Here is a 17,431-nt window from a genome sequence, read left to right on the forward strand (position 1 = left end):
GCTCAGTCCGCCTTGATGTTGGCCTTGCGCACGACCGGAATCCACTTGGCGTCCTCGCGCTCGAGATAGGCCCTGAACTCGACCGGCGTCATCGGGGTGGATTCTCCGCCGAGCTTCTCGAACTTGTCGATCACGCCGGGGTCTTTCAGGATCGCAACCAGCGTCTCGTGCAGCTTGTCGACCACTGGCGCCGGCGTGCCGGCGGGCGCGAACAGGCCCGTAAAGGTCTGGCCGTCGAAATCCTTGTAGCCGAACTCGGCGAAGGTCGGGACGTCAGGCAGCGACTTCAGCCGGTGCGGGCTGGTGACCGCGAGCGCGCGGAACAGGCCGGCCTTGATGTGCTGGAGGCTGACCGTGAGCTGGTCGAACGCGAACTGCACCTGCCCGCCGAGCAGATCGTTGATGGCCGGCGCGTTGCCGCGGTAATGCGCGGTGACCCATTGCAGCTCGAGGCTGGACTGCATCAGCTCGCTGAGCAGATGGTTGGTGGTGCCGGGGCCGGGCGAAGCCATGGTCAGCTTGCCGGGCTCGCGCTTGGCGAGGTCGATGAATTCCTTGAAATTGTTGGCCTGGACGGAGGGATGCACCTCGAGCACCAGCGGCGTCATCGAGATGGTCGAGATGGGGAGAAAATCCTTCTTCCAATTATAGGCCTCGCGCTTGTTGATCTCGGTCGCGAACAGCACCGGGCCGTTGGCGCCGACGAACAGCGTGTAGCCGTCGGGTGCCGATTTCGCGAAAGCCTCGCCCGCGATCATGCCGCCGGCGCCGGCCTTGTTCTCGATGATGAAGGGCTGGCCGAGCTTTTCCTGGAGCTTGTCGGCGATGATGCGCGCGGCGCTGTCGACATTGCCGCCGGCCGGATAGGGCACGATCAGCTTGACGCTGCGCGCCGGCCACTGCTGAGCCGATGCGGGCCCCGCCAGCATTGCGGCTGCGGCAGCTATGGCAATCGCGATTAATCTCATGTTAACCTCCCGGCGGCGCTTCCAATTCACTTCGAACGCCTTGACGTTGCGCACGGCGCTCGATCGCCGCGCAATCTCCAGATGCGCGCTTTACCTGTCGAGTGAATTGTGGCGTTCTTGTCCATATTATGGACAAGAGACCTTCTCGGAAAGCCACCCGCGGCGCGCTGGAACCGCGACAGGGCGCGCAGGCGATCCGGCGCGCGCTCGCGGTGCTGCGCATTCTTGCCGCAGGGCGCGAAGACGGTGTGCCGCTGGCCGAGGTCGTGCGGGCGACAGGCCTCACCCGTCCGACCGTGCATCGCATCGTCCACGTGCTGATCGAGGAAGGCATCGTCGAGCGGCACGATCGAACCGGCCGCTACGCGATCGGCAACCAGGTGCCGGAATTGGCGCTGGCACGGGCGCGGCCGTCGCGGCTGCTGGTCGCGGCGAATCCGTCGCTGCGGCGCGCCTCCGCCGAGATCGGCGACACGCTGTTCCTGACGGTGCGGACCGGCAACGACACGCTGTGCGTCGATCGCAGGATCGGCGTCTATCCGATCCAGGTGCTGTCGATCGAGGTCGGCGCGCGCCGGCCGCTCGGCGTCTCTAGCGCCGGCGTCGCCATCCTCGCCGCGATGCCGGCGCCGGACGCGCGAAAAATCGTCGCAGCCAACGAGAAGCGGTTCGAGGCCTACCAGACCGACGTCGCGACGGTGATGAGCCAGATTACCGATGCAAGACGGCGGGGTTACAATATGAGAGAGATCGGCCTCGTGCAGGGCACGAAATCGATCTCCACCTGGATCAAGACGCCGGACGGGCAGCCCGCCGCGGCGATCACGGTCTCCGCCGTTCGGACGAGGCTCGGCCCGAGGCGGGAGCAGGAGGTCGCCGAGATCCTGCTGCGGGAGGCGCGGATCATCGAGCAGGCGATCCGGGGTTAGCTTCGCCTTTCCCCGCGGCACAAAAGAACGTGGATGCCCGGGCATAGGCGAGCGGGAGCGACGCCGTCCTTCGGACGGCTATGCCCGGGCATGACGACCTCTTGTGAATAGTCAATGGGCTGACTTGGCACTCCGTTTTGTGGCACAAGGGCCGCCATCGCCGACCGAGCAACGAGGCCACGCATGCCCGCGCCAAAACCGCCTGCCTTCGAGACCCTGAGCCTGCATGCGGGCCAGCATCCGGATCCCGCGACCGGCGCCCGCGCGGTGCCGATCTACCAGACCACGTCCTACGTGTTCCAGGATTCCGATCACGCCGCCGCGCTGTTCAACCTGGAGCGGGCCGGCCACATCTATACGCGCATCTCCAATCCCACCACGGGCGTGCTGGAGGAGCGGCTTGCAGCACTCGAAGGCGGCGTCGGCGCGATCTGCACCGCGAGCGGCATGGCCGCGCTGCATCTCGCCATCGCGACGCTGCTGAGCGCCGGCGACCACATCGTCGCGTCGAGCTCGCTCTATGGCGGCACCATCAACCTGCTCGCACACACGCTGCCGCGCTTCGGCATCACCACGACATTTGTGAAGCCGCGCGATCTCGATGCGTTCCGCAGCGCCATCAAGCCGAACACCAGGCTCGTGATCGGCGAGACCATCGGCAATCCCGGGCTCGAGGTGCTCGACATCCCGAACGTCGCGGCGATTACGCATGAGGCAAAGATTCCGCTGCTGATCGACAATACCTTTGCGACGCCCTATCTCAGCCGGCCAATCGAGCTTGGTGCCGACATCGTGATGCATTCGGCGACCAAATGGATCGGCGGCCACGGCATCGCGATCGGCGGCGCCATCGTCGACGGTGGCCGTTTTGACTGGCGCGGCTCCGGCAAGTTCGGCGTGCTGACCGAGCCCTATGGCGGCTATCACGGCATCGTCTTCGACGAGCAATTCGGCACCGCGGCCTTCATCATGCGCGCGCGCACCGAAGGCCTGCGCGATTTCGGCGCCTGCCTGTCGCCGACCAACGCGTTCCAGCTCTTGCAGGGCGTGGAGACGCTCGGCGTGCGCATGGACCGTCACATGCAGAACACGCACTCCGTGCTGGAGGCGCTGAAAGCCAACAAGGCCGTCGACTGGGTGCTGCATCCCTCGCTCGAGGACCACACGGATTACCAGCTCGCCAAGCAGCTCTTGCCGCGCGGCGCCGGCTCGATCGTCTCCTTCGGCATCAAGGGCGGACGGCCCGCCGGCCGCAAGTTCATCGAGCAGCTGCGCATGATCAGCCATCTCGCCAATGTCGGCGACGCCAAGACGCTGGTGATCCACCCGGCCTCGACCACGCACCAGCAGATGGATGCCGAGCAGCTCAAGGCCGCCGGCATAGGCGAGGAGCTGGTGCGTCTCTCGGTCGGCATCGAGACCGCTTCCGACATCATCGACGATCTCAATCAAGCGCTGCGCATCTCGCAAAAGGTTTAGGCCATGAAACTCTCCGTCAACGGCACTGATGTGTTTGTCGCAACCGGCGGCCGCGAATTCGACAAGTCCCTGCCCGCGGTGGTCTTCATCCACGGCGCCGGCTTCGACCATTCGACCTGGGCGCTGCACACGCGCTGGTTCGCCCATCACGGCTACGCCGTGCTGGCGCCTGACCTGCCCGGTCACGGCCGCTCGGCCGGCCCCTCGCTCGCGAGCATCACCGAGATGGCCGACTGGACGGCGGCGCTGCTCGATGCCGCAGGAGCTGCGAAGGCGCATCTGATCGGCCACTCCATGGGATCGCTGATCTCGCTGGAGACCGCCGCGCGGCATCCCGACAGGGTTTCCGCACTCAGCCTGATCGGCACCGCCGCGACCATGACGGTCGGCCCGGATCTGCTCAAGGCGGCCGAGGCCAACTCGCAGGATGCCAACGACATGGTGTCGATCTGGGGCCTCGGCTTCGACGCGGAGCTCGGCGGCAGCCTCGCGCCGGGCCTGTGGATGCATGGCGGCGCGCAGGCGGTGCTGAAATCTTGCGAGCCGGGCGTGCTGTTCAGGGATCTGTCGGCCTGCAACGCTTACGCCAATGCGCTTCAAGCTGCCGCGAGCGTCAAAGTGCCTGCGACGCTGATCCTCGGCGAGCGGGACATGATGACACCGGCGAAGGCCGGCAAGGCGCTAGCGGCCGCGATCCCGCATGCGAAGACCGTCGTGGTGCCGGGCGCAGGCCACATGATCATGGCCGAACGCCCGGATGAGTTGCTCGCTGCGCTGAAAGGCTGAGCCCTGCTCAAGACCCCGGCGTCCATTTCCAGACGATGTCGGAGACGTTGACCGGCTTTGGGATCAGGCCGAGTTTGGCGAAGCGATCAGCGACCGCCTGCTGGCTCTTGACCACCTCGGCATCGAGCGGCACCACGCGATAATTGGAGCGAGCGACGAAGCGCTTGACAGCTTCGATATCGACGCCGGTCGCCTCGGCTTGCGCCTTCGCCACGTCCTCGTGGTGCGAATCCGCCCATACGCCTTCGGACGCGAAGGCCGTGTTGAGCTTCGCGACGAGGGAGGGATACTTCTCCACGAAATCGGTGCCGGCGATGTAGAAGGCGTTCGGCTTGTGCACGTCCTTGTCGAAGGCGATGACGCGCGCATTCTCCTTCAGTTCGGCCAGCGCGAGATAGGGATCCCAGATCGACCAGGCGTCGACCGAGCCCTTCACGAAGGCCGCCGTCGCATCGGCCGGCGCGAGCGGCGCAGGCGTGATGTCGGACCAGGACAGACCGGCCTTCTCGAGCGCCGCGACCAAGAGATTGTGCGCGCTCGATCCCTTGCCGAAGGCGACGCGCTTGCCCTTGAGATCGGCGAGCGCGTGAATCGGCGAGTCCTTCGGTACGACGATCGCCTGGGTGTTGCCGTCCGATTTCACCGCGGCGACGTAGCGGATCTTTGCGCCGCCGGCCTGCGCGAAGATCGGCGGGGAGTCGCCGACATAGCCGAAATCGACGCTGCCGACATTGATCGCCTCCAGCAGCGGCGGACCGAACTGGAAGTCGATCCACTTGATCTCGATGCCGAGTGGCTTGAAGGCGTTTTCGAGCGTCTGGCGCTGCCGCACCGCCGGGAAGAAGCCGCCTTTCTGGGTGCCGATGCGGATTTCGGCGGGCTTGTCCTCGGCGCGTGCGGGGACAGCAAAGGCGGTCGCGAGCAGGAGTGTCGTTGCAAGTATGTGTCGTCGGGTGATCATATCGCGGTCCTTTCGGTGGGATCAGTTGGCGAAGAGTTGCGAATTCGCGCGCCGGCTGCGCTCGGAGAACACCGCGCGTGCCGCCCGCTCGGCTTCGCGCGCCGAGCGGAACTGGCGGCCTTCGAGGCTGTCGAACAGACGCTCGGAGGAAAAGAAGCGGAAGCCGCGCGCGTCCCGGGTGATGATGCCGGCGGCGCGGTCGTGGATTTCGATGATGTAGGCGTTGGACTGGGCTTCGAATTGGGCTTCGAATTGGGCTTGGGACATGACTGCTCACTCGCCGGGATTGCGGCGTTCCTGTCTTGGGATTTGTCTTGGGATTTGCGATGTGACGTGCTGAGAGGGAGGCGGTCAGCAACAACAACAGGCGCCGGTGGCCGCCGAGAAACAGCGCCGCGTCATGCACGCGTGCATGTCGCCTGGATTACGCTGGTGATCGGTTCTCATGTTGCGGCTTCGGCTCGAGGAGCAGTTTCGATGCTGCAAATATCGAGTGATCGGCACGATCGGTCAATGAAATGGCTATCCATATTTGCGGCCGACGCGTTGGGCCGCTTCTCCCGCCGCAAGTGACGGCAGACAGATTCATCTCGCGATGAGTTCAACACCGGCGCCCTCTTCACCTCGCCCCGCTTGCGGGGAGAGGTCGGATCGCTCTTGCGATCCGGGTGAGGGGGGTACAGGTCCCACAGCGATCTCACGTGCGGAGAGAGGCCCCTCACCCCGCCCTCTCCCCGCAAGAGCGGGGCGAGGGAGACGAGAGAGCGCGCGATCACCACATCGTGGCAGCCGCACGCTCCGGCCAGATGCGATCATACTCCTCGCCGCCGACCTTGTTCTGGCTCATCTCGGCAAGGATCTGGCCGGGCGTCGGTAAGGTCTTCGGATCGATCCGCTTGTCCGGGTTCCAGAGATCGGAGCGGACAATGGCGCGGGCGCACTGGAAGTAGATCTCGTCCACATTCATCACCATCACGCTGCGCGGCGCCTTGCCTTCGACCTTGAAGGAGGCCAGCAGCTCCGGATCGATCGACAGATGCGCGCGACCGTTGGCGCGGACGGCATTGCCGGAGCCAGGAACCAGGAACATCAGGGACACGCGCGGGTCGCGCACGATGTTGCGCAGGGAATCGACCCGGTTGTTGCCGCGGCGATCCGGCAGCATCAGCGTCTTGGGGTCGTGAATGCGGACGAAGCCGGGCAGATCGCCGCGCGGCGAGCAGTCGATGCCTTCGGGCCCGATGGTGGCGAGCGCCGCGAACGGCGCCTTCTCGATGAAGATGCGATAGAGCGGCGTCACATGGTCGGCGACTTTCACGGTCGAGGCGTCACCGACGGCACCGTAGATGGCCTCCAATTGTTCGACCGTTTCGATCACCGACATTTCTTCCACTCTCCTTTTGCGCCGGCGGTTACTCGCGCCAGCCTTCGTTCCTGATCACGCGCACGAGCTGGCGGCCGTGATAATCCGCGCTGCCGGCGTTGAGGATGGTGACATCGGCCTGCGCCGATACGTCTTCGACGCTGCGGGACAGCCGGTCCGCGATATTGCCGTCGCTGTGCCGGGCGCGGGCGGCAAGCCGCTGCGCCAGCACGTCCGGCGGCGCCGTGATGGCGACCACGACGACATTGGCATAGGCCTGGCGCAGCGCGGCAATCACGGTGCGCGAGACGTTGACGACGACGGCGCGGCCGGCGCGGATGTCGTCGTTGATTTCGAGCGGCAGCGCGTAGCAATGCCCATGCGCCTCCCAATGCACGGCGAAATCGCCGTGATCGATCCCGCGTCGGAATTCGTCCGGGCTCATGGCAATGTTGTCTTCGGCCGCGGAGGACTCCCGCGTCACGACGCGACGCGGAAAGACGACGTTCTGATCGTCGGTGCAGGCCGCCTGCGCCAGCCGCAGCAAGGTGTCCTTGCCTGCACCGCTGGGACCGACCACGAGCACGAGCCGGCCAGGGCCGATCGCACCCGCCTCGCCCTGCGCCATGGTCGCGGTCTCGCTCATGCAACCCGGCTTCCTTCACGCCAGACGCTGCGGACAACGGGAACGCTGCCCGCGATGTGCACGCGGATGAGGTCGGCACGCCTGCCGACCGCAATCTCGCCGCGGTCGGAGAGACCGACCGCCTCGGCCGGCGCCTTCGTCACGGTGCGCACCGCAGCCGGAAGGCTGATCGCGGGCACATGTTCCGGCAATTGCAGCGCGGCCATCAGAAGGCTCGATGGAATGTAGTCCGACGAGAGAATGTCGAGCAGGCCCTCGCGGGCGAGATCGACCGCGGCGATATTGCCGGAGTGCGAGCCGCCGCGCACGACGTTGGGCGCGCCCATCAGGATGTCGATGCCGGCCTGATGCAGGCCGCGCGCGGCCTCCAGCGTCGTCGGGAATTCCGCCACCGAAACGCGATCGCGCACGGCGTCCGCGACATTCTCCTCGGTGGTGTCGTCATGGCTCGCCAGCGGGATCTTGTACTGATGCGCCAGCGCCACGATCTCGCGCATGTTGGTCGCCGCATAAGCCTTCTGATACTCGAAGCGCTTTGCGAACAGCTCGTCGAGCTCGGCATCGGTCTTGCCGCCGTTCTTGCCGCGGTAATAGTCGCGCAGCTTGCCCTCGTCGCGGAACTGGCGCTGGCCGGGCGTGTGGTCCATCAGCGACATCAGCTTCACGTCGGGACGGTCGATCAGCTCCTTGGCCTCCTCGACCACGCTCGGCATCGGGATTTCGCAGCGCAGATGCAGGAAGTGGTCGGCGCGCAGCAGGTCAGCGTCGCGCGCGGTCGTGATCGCGGCGGCGAGCACGCCCGCGCGGCCATCGACTTCCTCGGCGCCGTCCTCGCGCCAGACCCGAAGCGAGTCGAACACGGTGGTGATGCCCGATGTGGCGAGCTGACCGTCATAGGAGACGACGGCGGCGACCGGGTTCCAGAACACCTTCGGCCGCGGCACGTAATGCGCTTCGAGATGGTCGGTGTGGAGCTCGATCAGGCCCGGCATGATCAGGTCGCCGCCGGCATCCTCGGCGCCCGCAGGCGCCCTGCCCTCGCCGATCTCGGCGATGCGTCCATCCGCAAGAGCAAGCCAGCCCTGCTCGATCACCCGGTCGGCCAGCACGATCCTGGCATTAGCGATCACGGTGTCCTTCGGCTTGGCGTTCATTTCCATTTCCTTCAGGCCGCGGCGGCAAAGCTGGTGACATCGACGATGCGGTCGGCAATCAGATGCCGGATTTCGTCGTCATGGACAATGGCGACCATGGCGACGCCCTGGCGCTTTTTCTCGGCGATCAGCTCGACCACGACGGCGCGGTTGGCGGCATCGAGCGAAGCGGTCGGCTCGTCCAGCAGCAGGATCGGCAGGTCGGAGATGAAGCCGCGCGCGATGTTGACGCGCTGCTGCTCGCCGCCGGAAAAGGTCGCGGGCGGAAGCTGCCAGAGTCTTTCAGGAATATTGAGACGGTGCAGCAGGGCCCCCGCGTGCTGCTGCGCCTCGGCTCGGGCCATGCCGCCAGCGATCAGCGGCTCGGCGACGACGTCGATCGTGGCAACCCGCGGCACCGCGCGCAGGAACTGGCTGACATAGCCGATGGTCGCGCGGCGCACATTGAGGACCTGCCGCGGCTCGGCAGTGGCCAGATCGATCAGCGCGCCGCGATGGCGAATGCCGATGCGGCCGGAGTCGCAGCGGTAATTGCCGAAGATCATCTTCAGGATCGACGACTTGCCGGCGCCCGACGGGCCCGACAGCACGACGCATTCGCCGGGATTGACGTGAAAGGTCACGCCGCGCACGACAGGCAGCTCGATGCCGCCTTGCAGGTGCATCGTAAAGGTCTTGTTGGCGTCGGCGATGTCGATCATGGCGGTCATCGTAAAGCTCATGGCGGCAGAATCGAGGAGACGAGGAGCTGGGTGTAGGGCTCGCGGGGATCGTCGAGGACCTGGTCGGTGAGACCGGTCTCGATGACGCGGCCGCCCTTCATCACCATCACGCGATGCGACAATAGCCGCGCGACTGCGAGATCGTGGGTGACGATGACGACGGCGAGATGCAGCTCGGCGACGAGGCTGCGCAAGAGATCGAGCAGGCGCGCCTGCACCGACACATCAAGGCCGCCGGTCGGCTCGTCCATGAACACCAGCCGCGGCTCGGTGACGAGGTTGCGGGCGATCTGGAGGCGCTGGCGCATGCCGCCGGAATAGGTCCGCGGCGCATCGTCGATGCGCGCGACGTCGATTTCGACGCGCGTGAGCCAGTCGGCCGCGGTGTCGCGGATGCGGCCGTAGTGATTCCATCCTACCGCCATCAGCCGCTCGCCGACATTGGCGCCGGCCGAGACCGCCATGCGCAGGCCCTGCGCGGGATCCTGGTGCACAAAGCCCCAGTCGGTGCGGAACAGGAAGCGCCGCTCGGCCTCGCCGAGCGTGGCGAGATCGCGGCTGACGCCATCGCGCATCCGGTAGGAGACGTGGCCACCGCTGGCTGCGAGCTGGCCGGACAGCAGCTGGAGCAGCGTCGACTTGCCCGAACCGGATTCGCCGACGATCGCCAGCACCTCGCCGGAATAGAGCGAGAACGACACGTCGCGGCACGCGGCGATGCGGCCGTAGGACTTGCTGAGCGACTCAGCGACCAGCAGCGGCTCATCGTTGTCCAGCATGTCGTGATCAGCCATTTGATTTCTCCTGCGCCTTCTCCTTGTACGGCGCAGCGCTCAGGCTGCCGTGATGGCCGGCGGCCTGGCGGCCCTCGCAATAATCGGTGTCGGAGCAGACGAACATGCGGCCGCCCTTGTCGTCAGTAACGATCTCGTCGAGATAGGAATTCTCGGCGCCGCACAGCGCGCAGGGCGCGTTGAAGCGGTAGGGCTCGAAGGGGTGATCCTCGAAATCGAGCGACACCACTTTCGTATAGGGCGGGATCGCATAGATGCGCTTCTCGCGGCCGGCGCCGAACAGTTGCAGCGCCGGACAATTGTCCATCTTGGGATTGTCGAATTTCGGCGTCGGCGATGGATCCATCACGTAGCGCGCGTTGACCTTGACCGGATAGGCGTAGGCGGTCGCGATGTGTCCGAAGCGCGCAATGTCCTCATAGAGCTTCACATGCATCAGGCCGTATTCGGCAAGCGCATGCATGCGCCGCGTTTCGGTCTCGCGCGGCTCGAGGAAACGCAGCGGCTCCGGGATCGGCACTTGATAGACCAGCACCTGGTTCTCGTGCAGCGCCGCCTCGGGAATGCGGTGACGGGTCTGGATCACGGTCGCATCGTCAGTCGCCGTCGTGGTGGCGACGCCGGCGGTCTTGGCAAAGAATTTACGGATCGAGATCGCGTTGGTGGTGTCGTCGGAGCCCTGGTCGATCACCTTCAGCACGTCCTCAGGCCCGAGGATCGCCGCCGTCACCTGCACGCCACCGGTGCCCCAGCCATAGGGCATCGGCATTTCGCGGCTGGCGAACGGCACCTGGTAGCCGGGGATCGCGATCGCCTTCAGGATGGCGCGGCGGATCATCCGCTTGGTCTGTTCGTCGAGATAGGCGAAATTGTAGGTGGGCGCGTTCATTCCGCGGCCTCCTTCATGGCATCGGGCGCATTGGCCTCGGCAAATTCCTGACGCAGCTTGCGCAGCAGGCCAAGCTCGGACTGGAAGTCGACATAATGCGGCAGCTTCAGATGCTCGACGAAGCCGGTCGCCTGGACGTTGTCCGAATGCGACATCACGAATTCTTCATCTTGCGCCGGTGCGAGCGCCTCTTCGCCGAGCTCGCGAGCACGCAGCGCGCGATCGACCAGCGCCATCGACATGGTCTTGCGCTCGCTCTGGCCGAAGGCGAGGCCGTAGCCGCTGGTGAAGCACGGCGCTTCCGTCGCAGAACCCTTGAACTGGTTGACCATCTGGCACTCGGTGAGCTCGATCGAGCCGAGCGGCACGGCGAAGCCGACGTCCTCGGCGGAGAATTCGACCTCGACCTCGCCGAAGCGGATCTCGCCGGCGAAGGGGTGGTTGCGGCCGTAGCCGCGCTGGGTGGAATAGCCCATCGCCAGCAGGAAGCCTTCGTCGCCGCGTGCGAGATTTTGCAGGCGCAGGTCGCGATCCGCCGGGAAGTTCAGCGGCTCGCGGGTGAGATCGCCGACGCTGGCGCCGTCCTCGGCCTGCGGCGAGGATTCGATCAACCCGTCGCGGCCCAGGATATCGGTCACGCGCGGCGTCGGCGCGGTCGAGGCCTCGGCCGTCGCGGGCGCTTCGGGCACAAAACCCTCCGCGAGCGAGGGATCGAGCAGGCGATGCGTATAGTCGAAGGTCGGCCCGAGGATCTGACCACCGGGAATGTCCTTGAAGGTCGAGGACACCCGCCGCTGCACCCGCATGGCGCCGGTGTCGACCGGCTCGCTGGCGCCGAAGCGCGGCAGCGTGGCGCGGAAGGCGCGGACCAGGAAGATCGCCTCGATCAGATCGCCGCGCGCCTGCTTGATCGCAAGCGCCGCGAGTTCGCGATCATAAAGTGAGCCCTCGCTCATGACGCGGTCCACGGCCAGACCAAGCTGCTCCGAGATCTGGTCGAGCGTGACTTCCGGCACGCTCTGGTCGCCGCGCCGCGCGTTGGCGAGCAGGCGATGGGCGTTCTCGATGGCGCGTTCGCCGCCTTTGACTGCGACATACATGCTTCAGCTTTCCTTACTCACGACACGCGTGGTGCGGGGGATCGCGACCACGGCGTCATCCGCGACCAGCACCACGTCGATGCCGCGCGGAAACAGCGTCTCGTTGACACGCAGACGCTCGAACAGGTCGGCGGGCTTGATCGAGGCCCGGAGCGTCGCGACGCCGTCGATGCCGGGGCCGCGCAGCTCGAAGCCCTGCCCTGCGTCAAGGCGATCGACCTGGAGGATCAATGTGGTCGACCGATCCGGATATTCGCTGGTGCCGAGCGCGAAGCGCTCGAGCGCCGGCAGCAAGGCGCCGTCGCCGATCAAGGCAAAGCTTGCGATCGAGGAATCCTGGATGACCGGCGCGCCGGTGTGGAACTTGAGCCATTTCACGACGGCGGAACTCTCCGCCATCCGCGCATCGAGCCAGAGCGGCGTATCGTGATCGAACAGCGTCAGCGCGATCGCGGCGACGCCGCGCATCATCGGCCCGGGTGTTCCCGCCATCGGCACGATGCGCTGGACCGAGCCCGGCCGCGCCATCGCGTCCATGACCGAGCGAAAGGTCGATTGCGCCGACAGCACCTTGTCGGCGAACCCCGGCGGCAGTTCCGCAATTGTGGTCATGATCTCACCCCTCACCGCGCACCATGGTGTAGAAATCAACCTTCGTCGCGGCGGTCTCGGCCGCCGCCTGCTTGCGCCGGATCGTAAGCTGCTCGCGCAACGGTGCGATAACGTCCCGCTCCACCAGCCCGCCAAAATCACGCGACTGCACCAGCGCATCGCACAGCGCGATCAGGCGCGCCTTCTCGCCGTTGCGTCCGAGCGTGTAGCCGAAGCCGACCTCCCCGCTCGCAAGCCGCACCGCGGCGCGCGACACCGTGGCTTCGCCGAGATTGAACGGGGCGCCGTCGCCGCCGACCCGGCCGCGCAGCATGACGAGGCCGTTTTCCGGCATGCGCAGATCCTGGTGGGCCGGAAGGGCGAAAGCGCGGAGGCGAGCGGCGATCTCGCCCGCCTCCGCGTGCTCCAGCACGGCCATCGCGGCCTTGCGCTGGGCTTGCTGATTGGTCTGCTGCGTCACCCGATCCACCGAACTTGCCGAATCCAAGTTGTCTATGATAGTAGACAACTTCATACGGAAGCGCCATGACTGTTTCGTGACAAGCGTGTGATTTTCGGGCTAGGCTGACCGGCGATATGAGCATGCAGGACACCGCCTCCACGGGCGTCGCGCTATGGCGCCTCGTTGCCGACGGCATCGAGCGTGGCATCGCCGACGGCCGCTTTGCCGCCGGCGACAAGCTGCCGGGCGAGATGGAGATCGCCGAGACCTATCGCGTCAACCGCCACACCGTGCGGCGGGCGCTGGCAGCCCTTGCCGAGCGCGGCCTGGTGCGCGCCGAGCGCGGCAGCGGAACCTATGTCGAGGCGCAGCGCATCGCCTATCCGCTGCGCTCGCGCACGCGCTTCTCCGAGATCGTCGGCGCCGGCGGCCGTGAGCCGCGCGGGCAGTTGATCGAGGCGGCCGACGACGTCGCGACGCGTGAGCTGGCGCGCGAGCTGGGCTTGAAGGTCGGCGCGCCGCTGGTGCGGATCGAGGCGATCCGCCTCGCCGACCGCACGCCGATCTGCGTCTCCACGACATGGCTGTCGGCGGAGTTGTTTCCGGATGCGGGCAGCGTGTTTGCAGCAACGCGCTCGATGACGAAACTGCTCGAGCACTTCGGTGTCCGCGACTATCGCCGCGGCGCGACCCGGATCACCGCCGGCATCGTCGATGCGACCGACGCTGCACGGCTCGATCTGCCGCTGGGACGGCCGATCCTCGTGGTCGACGCCACCGACCACGATCTCGATGGCAAGCCGCTGGTGACGAAGCATTCGCGCTTCGCCGCCGAGCGGGTGGAGTTTCTGGTCGAGAACGGCTGAGATGCAGCCCTCTTCCCGTCTCCCACGAGAGACGAGGAAGAGCAGCGGCCTCCTACTCCTGCATCATCTCGCCGCTGCCGCCGAACTCGGCGGGAAAATCCTTCAGCTTGGGCAGGCCGTCGCGCATCGGCAGCACCGTCTCGGCGTAGTTGACGTGGACGCCGGGCGTGAACGCCAGGGTGGGGAGGGTGGCGGTGAAGACGTCGGTCAGGCCGAGCGGCGGGTGATTGGTCATGAGATGGCCGCCGCACTTCCTGCAATATTTGCGCTGGCTGAGCGGCGTCTTGGCGAAGGTCTCGACGTGCTGCGCGCCTTCGGTGATGCGCACGGCATCGGGCTTCCACAGGCTGAAGGCATTCACCGGCCCGCCGGACCAGGACCGGCAGGAGCCGCAATGGCAATAGCCCATCGCCTCTGGCGCACCCGTGACCTCGACCGTGACCGCGCCGCAGAAGCAGTGTCCGACATGTTTCATTTGGTCGTCTCCGTTGATGAAGGTTGGAAATCCTCTCCCCGCTCCGCTTCACCGAGATCTCGGCGAAGGCGGATGCGGGGTCGTGACGAGGTTCGCTCGCGCTGGACGCGACGAGCTTCGCTCGCGCTGGTCACATCGGAGTGAGGGGGAATCACCCCGAGGGTCGTTGAAGGCTGGTGTCCGGCGAGATACACGCCTCAGCTCCGTCGCGCGTCCTCCTTTCGGCGGACGCGGCGGAAAGGCGCGACGATTAAACTGACCGGCGCCAGGGAATAAGCATCGACACGCGTTGTTTGTACTGCCGGTATTCGTCGCCGAAGAGATCGACGAGGTCGCGCTCCTCCAGCGCGATGCCAACGAAGATGTAGAGCGTGGTCACGGCCGCGAACAGCAGATGGCCCGCGGTCATGACCGGTGCCGCCCAGAACGCCATGATGAAGCCGAGATAGATCGGATGACGGACGAATTTGTAGAGCAGCGGCGTCTTGAAACGCGGCGGCGCCGGTTCCTTGCCGACAAGATGGTTGGTCACCTGGTGCAGGCCGAACAGTTCGAAATGATTGATGATGAAGGTCGAGGTGAACACCAATATCCAACCCGCGAAGGACAGCGTGACCAGCGCCACGGCAAGATCGGGATTCTCGACCTCCCATATGACCGCAGGCAGCGGACGCCACTGCCAGAACAGGAGGAGCAGTGACAGGCTCGCGAACAGCACGTAAGTCGATCGCTCGACCGGCTTGGGGACGAATTGCGTCCACCACGCCTTGAATTGCTGGCGCGCCATCACGCTGTGTTGAACCGCGAACAGCGACATCAGCAGCAGATTGATGATGACCGCGCGAACGACGGGCGCTTCGGCTCCGGTGTCGATGGTCTTCGGCACCGCCAGCCCCATCACGAAGCCGATAGCGTAGAGAATGGTGACGAAAAACACGAGATATGCCGCAATTCCGTACAGAAAGGCGATGAACTTGAAAATGCGTGAGCCCGCAACCTCCGGGCCGATTGAATGAACCTGGTGATCAATTTGGGACATGGAAAGCTCCGTTGTGCCAAAACGCCGGCACTTCATTGGTCGCTGCACCATGCCGCATCGGTATGCCCAAGACTTTCGCGGACGGTTGATTTTCGCCTGAGACGACTTTGATTTTTGCTTGAGACGACAGAAACGTGCGATTTTGCTTTGAAAACAACGTGCTCGACGGCGACCTGCGCGAACTGACCTGCGCCGGGGTGGCCGTGCCATTGCAGCCCCAGGTGTTCGATCTGCTGCTTTACCTCGTCGCGCAACGGGCGCGAGTGGTCAGCAAGGATGACCTGATCAGCCAGATCTGGAGCGACCGCATCGTCTCGGATTCCGCCCTGAACAGCCGGATCAACGCCGCGCGCAAGGCGCTCGGCGACGACGGCGCCGCACAACGGCTGATCAAGACGATCCCGCGCAAGGGCTTTCGTTTCATCGGCGAGGTCCGGGAAGAGTTGGCAGCGGCGCCTGCTCCCGCCGAGCCCGTCCCTGCCCGGCCGCGCACCGCGGCGGACCGCCCGGCGATCGCGGTGCTCGCCTTCGAGAACATGAGCGGCGATCCCGCACAGGACTATTTCGGCGACGGGATCAGCGAGGACATCCTCACCGCGCTGTCGAAGCAGCGCTGGTTCATGGTGATCGCCCGCAACTCGTCCTTCACCTACAAGGGACGCGCGGTCCACATCAGGCAGATCGCCGAGGAGCTCGGCGTCCGCTACATCGTCGAAGGCAGCGTGCGCAAGGCGAACAACCGGGTGCGCATCACCGCACAGCTCAACGACGCGACATCGGGCAGCCATCTCTGGGCGGAGCGCTATGACCGCGAGCTCGTCGACGTCTTCGCCGTGCAGGACGAGATCACCAACGCGATCGTCGCCGCAATCGAGCCGCGGATCCACGCGGCGGAGGATTTTCGCAGCCGTCGCAAGCCGCCCGCGAGCCTCGACGCCTGGGATCTGTTGATGCGCGCGCTATCGCATTACTGGCGCGTGACGCGGCAGGATCACGAGGCCGCACAGGCGCTGCTCGAGCGCGCGATCGGGATCGATCCGAATTACGGCCAGGCGCTGTCGTTGCTCGCAGCGAACCACATGTTCGGCGCGCATCTCGGCTGGGCCGAGCTGGCGAGGGTGGCGCCAATAGCGGAAGCCGCCGCGCTGGCCGCGGTGCGCTGCGATCATGAGGATGCCTGGGCGCATGCCGGGCTCGGCAGCGTCTACTTCTCGACGCGCAGGCTTACGGACGCACTGTCCGAGTTCGAGCAGGCGCTCGCGCTCAATCCGAACTTCTCGATGGCGCAGGGCTATTACGCACTGGCACTGTCCTATGCCGGGCGGTCGAAGGACTCGTTCGAGGCGGCGCAGAGGGCGATCCGGCTCTCACCGCGCGACCCGTCGCTGGCGATCTATCACGGTATCGCCGGCTATGCGCGCTTCACCGAGCGGCGCTATGACGAGGCCATCGCACTTGCGCGCGAGGCGATCCGCCATCGCGGCGACCTCACCGGCGCCTATCGCGTGCTCGCCGTGTCCGCCGGCATGAGCGGCGACGGGGTGCTTGCGGAGACGGCGCTGGGCGAACTCCGCCGCACCCAGCCGGGCATCTCGCTGCACTGGATCGCGACGCAACTGCCATGGGCCAGCGACGCCGATCGCGAACACTATCTGGAGGGATTCCGGCGGGCGGGGTTGCAGTAGGAAATCGTCAGGCCCGGCTTTACACCACGCTCTTCCGGCGCAGATGGACGATGACGTCGAGCCGCGCGATCTCGTGGCCGGGAAGCGCCTCGGGAATCCTGGTGAAGGCGAGGCCATCGGCGACGTCGACCAGCACATCCTCGCCTTCGAGGTAGAAGTGCGGATGCACGGATGTGTCGGTATCGAAGAACGACTTGATGCCGTCGGCGGCGATCCGGCGCACCAGGCCGGCTTCGGTGAACTGGTTCAGCGTATTGTAGACGGTCGCGAGCGACAGGTACGCGTTCGCCGCCAGCGCCTCTTCATAGAGCCCCTCGGCGGTCACGTGGCGATGGCCACGCAGGAACAGCAACTGGCCGAGCGCCAGGCGCTGGCGCGTTGGCCGGAGGCCCGCATCGACAAGCAATTGCAGACAGCGCTGCACGCCCTCATCCGGCTCCGGTCCGACGACGTCCGTTCCGGCGTCGTCGCCCGCGGGGATATTCGTGGCCTGCATGTCCATCGATCGTCTCACGGCTGAA

At 65.9% G+C, this 17,431-nt stretch carries 20 protein-coding genes; 5 read left to right on the forward strand and 15 right to left on the reverse strand.

Annotated elements, in window-relative coordinates; translation table 11 throughout:
• Positions 1 to 2: 2 nt before the first annotated feature.
• Positions 3 to 968: a Bug family tripartite tricarboxylate transporter substrate binding protein gene (locus XI08_RS43880; RefSeq protein WP_271579205.1), complete on the reverse strand. Its 966-nt coding sequence runs from the start codon at positions 966 to 968 to the stop codon at positions 3 to 5.
• A gap of 128 nt (positions 969 to 1,096) precedes the next feature.
• On the opposite strand from XI08_RS43880, the gene XI08_RS43885 reads away from it, so the two are divergent.
• The 3 genes from XI08_RS43885 to XI08_RS43895 all read left to right on the forward strand — a co-directional run bounded on the left by XI08_RS43885 (position 1,097) and on the right by XI08_RS43895 (position 4,162).
• Positions 1,097 to 1,897 (forward strand): IclR family transcriptional regulator, encoded by an 801-nt coding sequence (locus XI08_RS43885; protein ID WP_271579206.1) that lies wholly within the window; start codon positions 1,097 to 1,099, stop codon positions 1,895 to 1,897.
• A 183-nt stretch (positions 1,898 to 2,080) separates the two neighbouring features.
• Positions 2,081 to 3,376, forward strand: a complete 1,296-nt coding sequence (locus XI08_RS43890) for an O-acetylhomoserine aminocarboxypropyltransferase (protein WP_271579207.1) — start codon at positions 2,081 to 2,083, stop codon at positions 3,374 to 3,376.
• A gap of 3 nt (positions 3,377 to 3,379) precedes the next feature.
• Positions 3,380 to 4,162 (forward strand): alpha/beta fold hydrolase, encoded by a 783-nt coding sequence (locus XI08_RS43895; RefSeq protein WP_271579208.1) that lies wholly within the window; start codon positions 3,380 to 3,382, stop codon positions 4,160 to 4,162.
• Between the two features lie 7 nt (positions 4,163 to 4,169).
• Here XI08_RS43895 and XI08_RS43900 read toward each other — a convergent pair whose 3' ends face one another.
• The 11 genes from XI08_RS43900 to phnG form a co-directional block, all read right to left on the reverse strand.
• Entirely contained in the window at positions 4,170 to 5,123 is a 954-nt protein-coding gene (locus XI08_RS43900) for an aliphatic sulfonate ABC transporter substrate-binding protein (RefSeq protein ID WP_271579209.1), read from the reverse strand.
• 21 nt (positions 5,124 to 5,144) lie between these two features.
• Complete coding sequence (locus XI08_RS43905) at positions 5,145 to 5,390, reverse strand: hypothetical protein (RefSeq protein WP_271571583.1); 246 nt, start codon at positions 5,388 to 5,390, stop codon at positions 5,145 to 5,147.
• A 505-nt stretch (positions 5,391 to 5,895) separates the two neighbouring features.
• Entirely contained in the window at positions 5,896 to 6,507 is a 612-nt protein-coding gene (locus XI08_RS43910) for a pyridoxamine 5'-phosphate oxidase family protein (protein ID WP_027542436.1), read from the reverse strand.
• A 28-nt stretch (positions 6,508 to 6,535) separates the two neighbouring features.
• Positions 6,536 to 7,132: a phosphonate metabolism protein/1,5-bisphosphokinase (PRPP-forming) PhnN gene (gene phnN / locus XI08_RS43915; protein WP_271579210.1), complete on the reverse strand. Its 597-nt coding sequence runs from the start codon at positions 7,130 to 7,132 to the stop codon at positions 6,536 to 6,538.
• Positions 7,129 to 8,286 (reverse strand): alpha-D-ribose 1-methylphosphonate 5-triphosphate diphosphatase, encoded by a 1,158-nt coding sequence (locus tag XI08_RS43920; protein ID WP_271579211.1) that lies wholly within the window; start codon positions 8,284 to 8,286, stop codon positions 7,129 to 7,131. The genes phnN and XI08_RS43920 overlap by 4 nt, the downstream gene beginning before the upstream one ends.
• 11 nt (positions 8,287 to 8,297) lie before the next feature.
• Complete coding sequence (gene phnL / locus XI08_RS43925; RefSeq protein ID WP_271579495.1) at positions 8,298 to 8,996, reverse strand: phosphonate C-P lyase system protein PhnL; 699 nt, start codon at positions 8,994 to 8,996, stop codon at positions 8,298 to 8,300.
• 8 nt (positions 8,997 to 9,004) lie between these two features.
• Positions 9,005 to 9,802 (reverse strand): phosphonate C-P lyase system protein PhnK, encoded by a 798-nt coding sequence (gene phnK, locus XI08_RS43930; protein ID WP_271579212.1) that lies wholly within the window; start codon positions 9,800 to 9,802, stop codon positions 9,005 to 9,007.
• The gene (locus XI08_RS43935; RefSeq protein ID WP_271579213.1) at positions 9,795 to 10,691 is read right to left on the reverse strand and encodes an alpha-D-ribose 1-methylphosphonate 5-phosphate C-P-lyase PhnJ; all 897 of its coding nucleotides are present in this window, start codon (positions 10,689 to 10,691) and stop codon (positions 9,795 to 9,797) included. The genes phnK and XI08_RS43935 overlap by 8 nt, the downstream gene beginning before the upstream one ends.
• Positions 10,688 to 11,791 carry a carbon-phosphorus lyase complex subunit PhnI gene (locus XI08_RS43940; protein ID WP_271579214.1) on the reverse strand — a complete coding sequence of 368 codons (1,104 nt, stop codon included), beginning with the start codon at positions 11,789 to 11,791 and terminating at the stop codon, positions 10,688 to 10,690. The genes XI08_RS43935 and XI08_RS43940 overlap by 4 nt, the downstream gene beginning before the upstream one ends.
• Before the next feature lie 3 nt (positions 11,792 to 11,794).
• On the reverse strand, positions 11,795 to 12,403 hold the full coding sequence (phnH, locus tag XI08_RS43945; RefSeq protein WP_271579215.1) for a phosphonate C-P lyase system protein PhnH: 609 nt from the start codon (positions 12,401 to 12,403) through the stop codon (positions 11,795 to 11,797).
• Between the two features lie 4 nt (positions 12,404 to 12,407).
• On the reverse strand, positions 12,408 to 12,821 hold the full coding sequence (gene phnG / locus XI08_RS43950) for a phosphonate C-P lyase system protein PhnG (protein ID WP_442869941.1): 414 nt from the start codon (positions 12,819 to 12,821) through the stop codon (positions 12,408 to 12,410).
• Positions 12,822 to 12,979: 158 nt separating this feature from the next.
• Between phnG and phnF the strand changes: the two genes are divergently transcribed.
• Positions 12,980 to 13,711 (forward strand): phosphonate metabolism transcriptional regulator PhnF, encoded by a 732-nt coding sequence (gene phnF, locus XI08_RS43955; protein ID WP_025575231.1) that lies wholly within the window; start codon positions 12,980 to 12,982, stop codon positions 13,709 to 13,711.
• A 52-nt stretch (positions 13,712 to 13,763) separates the two neighbouring features.
• On the opposite strand, the gene XI08_RS43960 is transcribed toward phnF, so the two are convergent.
• On the reverse strand, positions 13,764 to 14,186 hold the full coding sequence (locus XI08_RS43960) for a GFA family protein (RefSeq protein WP_092186479.1): 423 nt from the start codon (positions 14,184 to 14,186) through the stop codon (positions 13,764 to 13,766).
• A gap of 250 nt (positions 14,187 to 14,436) precedes the next feature.
• Entirely contained in the window at positions 14,437 to 15,225 is a 789-nt protein-coding gene (gene mddA / locus XI08_RS43965; protein ID WP_271579217.1) for a methanethiol S-methyltransferase, read from the reverse strand.
• Positions 15,226 to 15,359: 134 nt separating this feature from the next.
• Here mddA and XI08_RS43970 point away from each other — a divergent pair, with 134 nt between their 5' ends.
• On the forward strand, positions 15,360 to 16,910 hold the full coding sequence (locus tag XI08_RS43970) for a winged helix-turn-helix domain-containing tetratricopeptide repeat protein (protein WP_271579218.1): 1,551 nt from the start codon (positions 15,360 to 15,362) through the stop codon (positions 16,908 to 16,910).
• Between the two features lie 19 nt (positions 16,911 to 16,929).
• On the opposite strand, the gene irr is transcribed toward XI08_RS43970, so the two are convergent.
• Entirely contained in the window at positions 16,930 to 17,412 is a 483-nt protein-coding gene (gene irr / locus XI08_RS43975) for a Fur family transcriptional regulator Irr (RefSeq protein ID WP_271579219.1), read from the reverse strand.
• Positions 17,413 to 17,431 lie beyond the last annotated feature (19 nt).

It is taken from the genome of Bradyrhizobium sp. CCBAU 11361, assembly GCF_028128935.1.
GTDB lineage: Bacteria > Pseudomonadota > Alphaproteobacteria > Rhizobiales > Xanthobacteraceae > Bradyrhizobium > Bradyrhizobium niftali.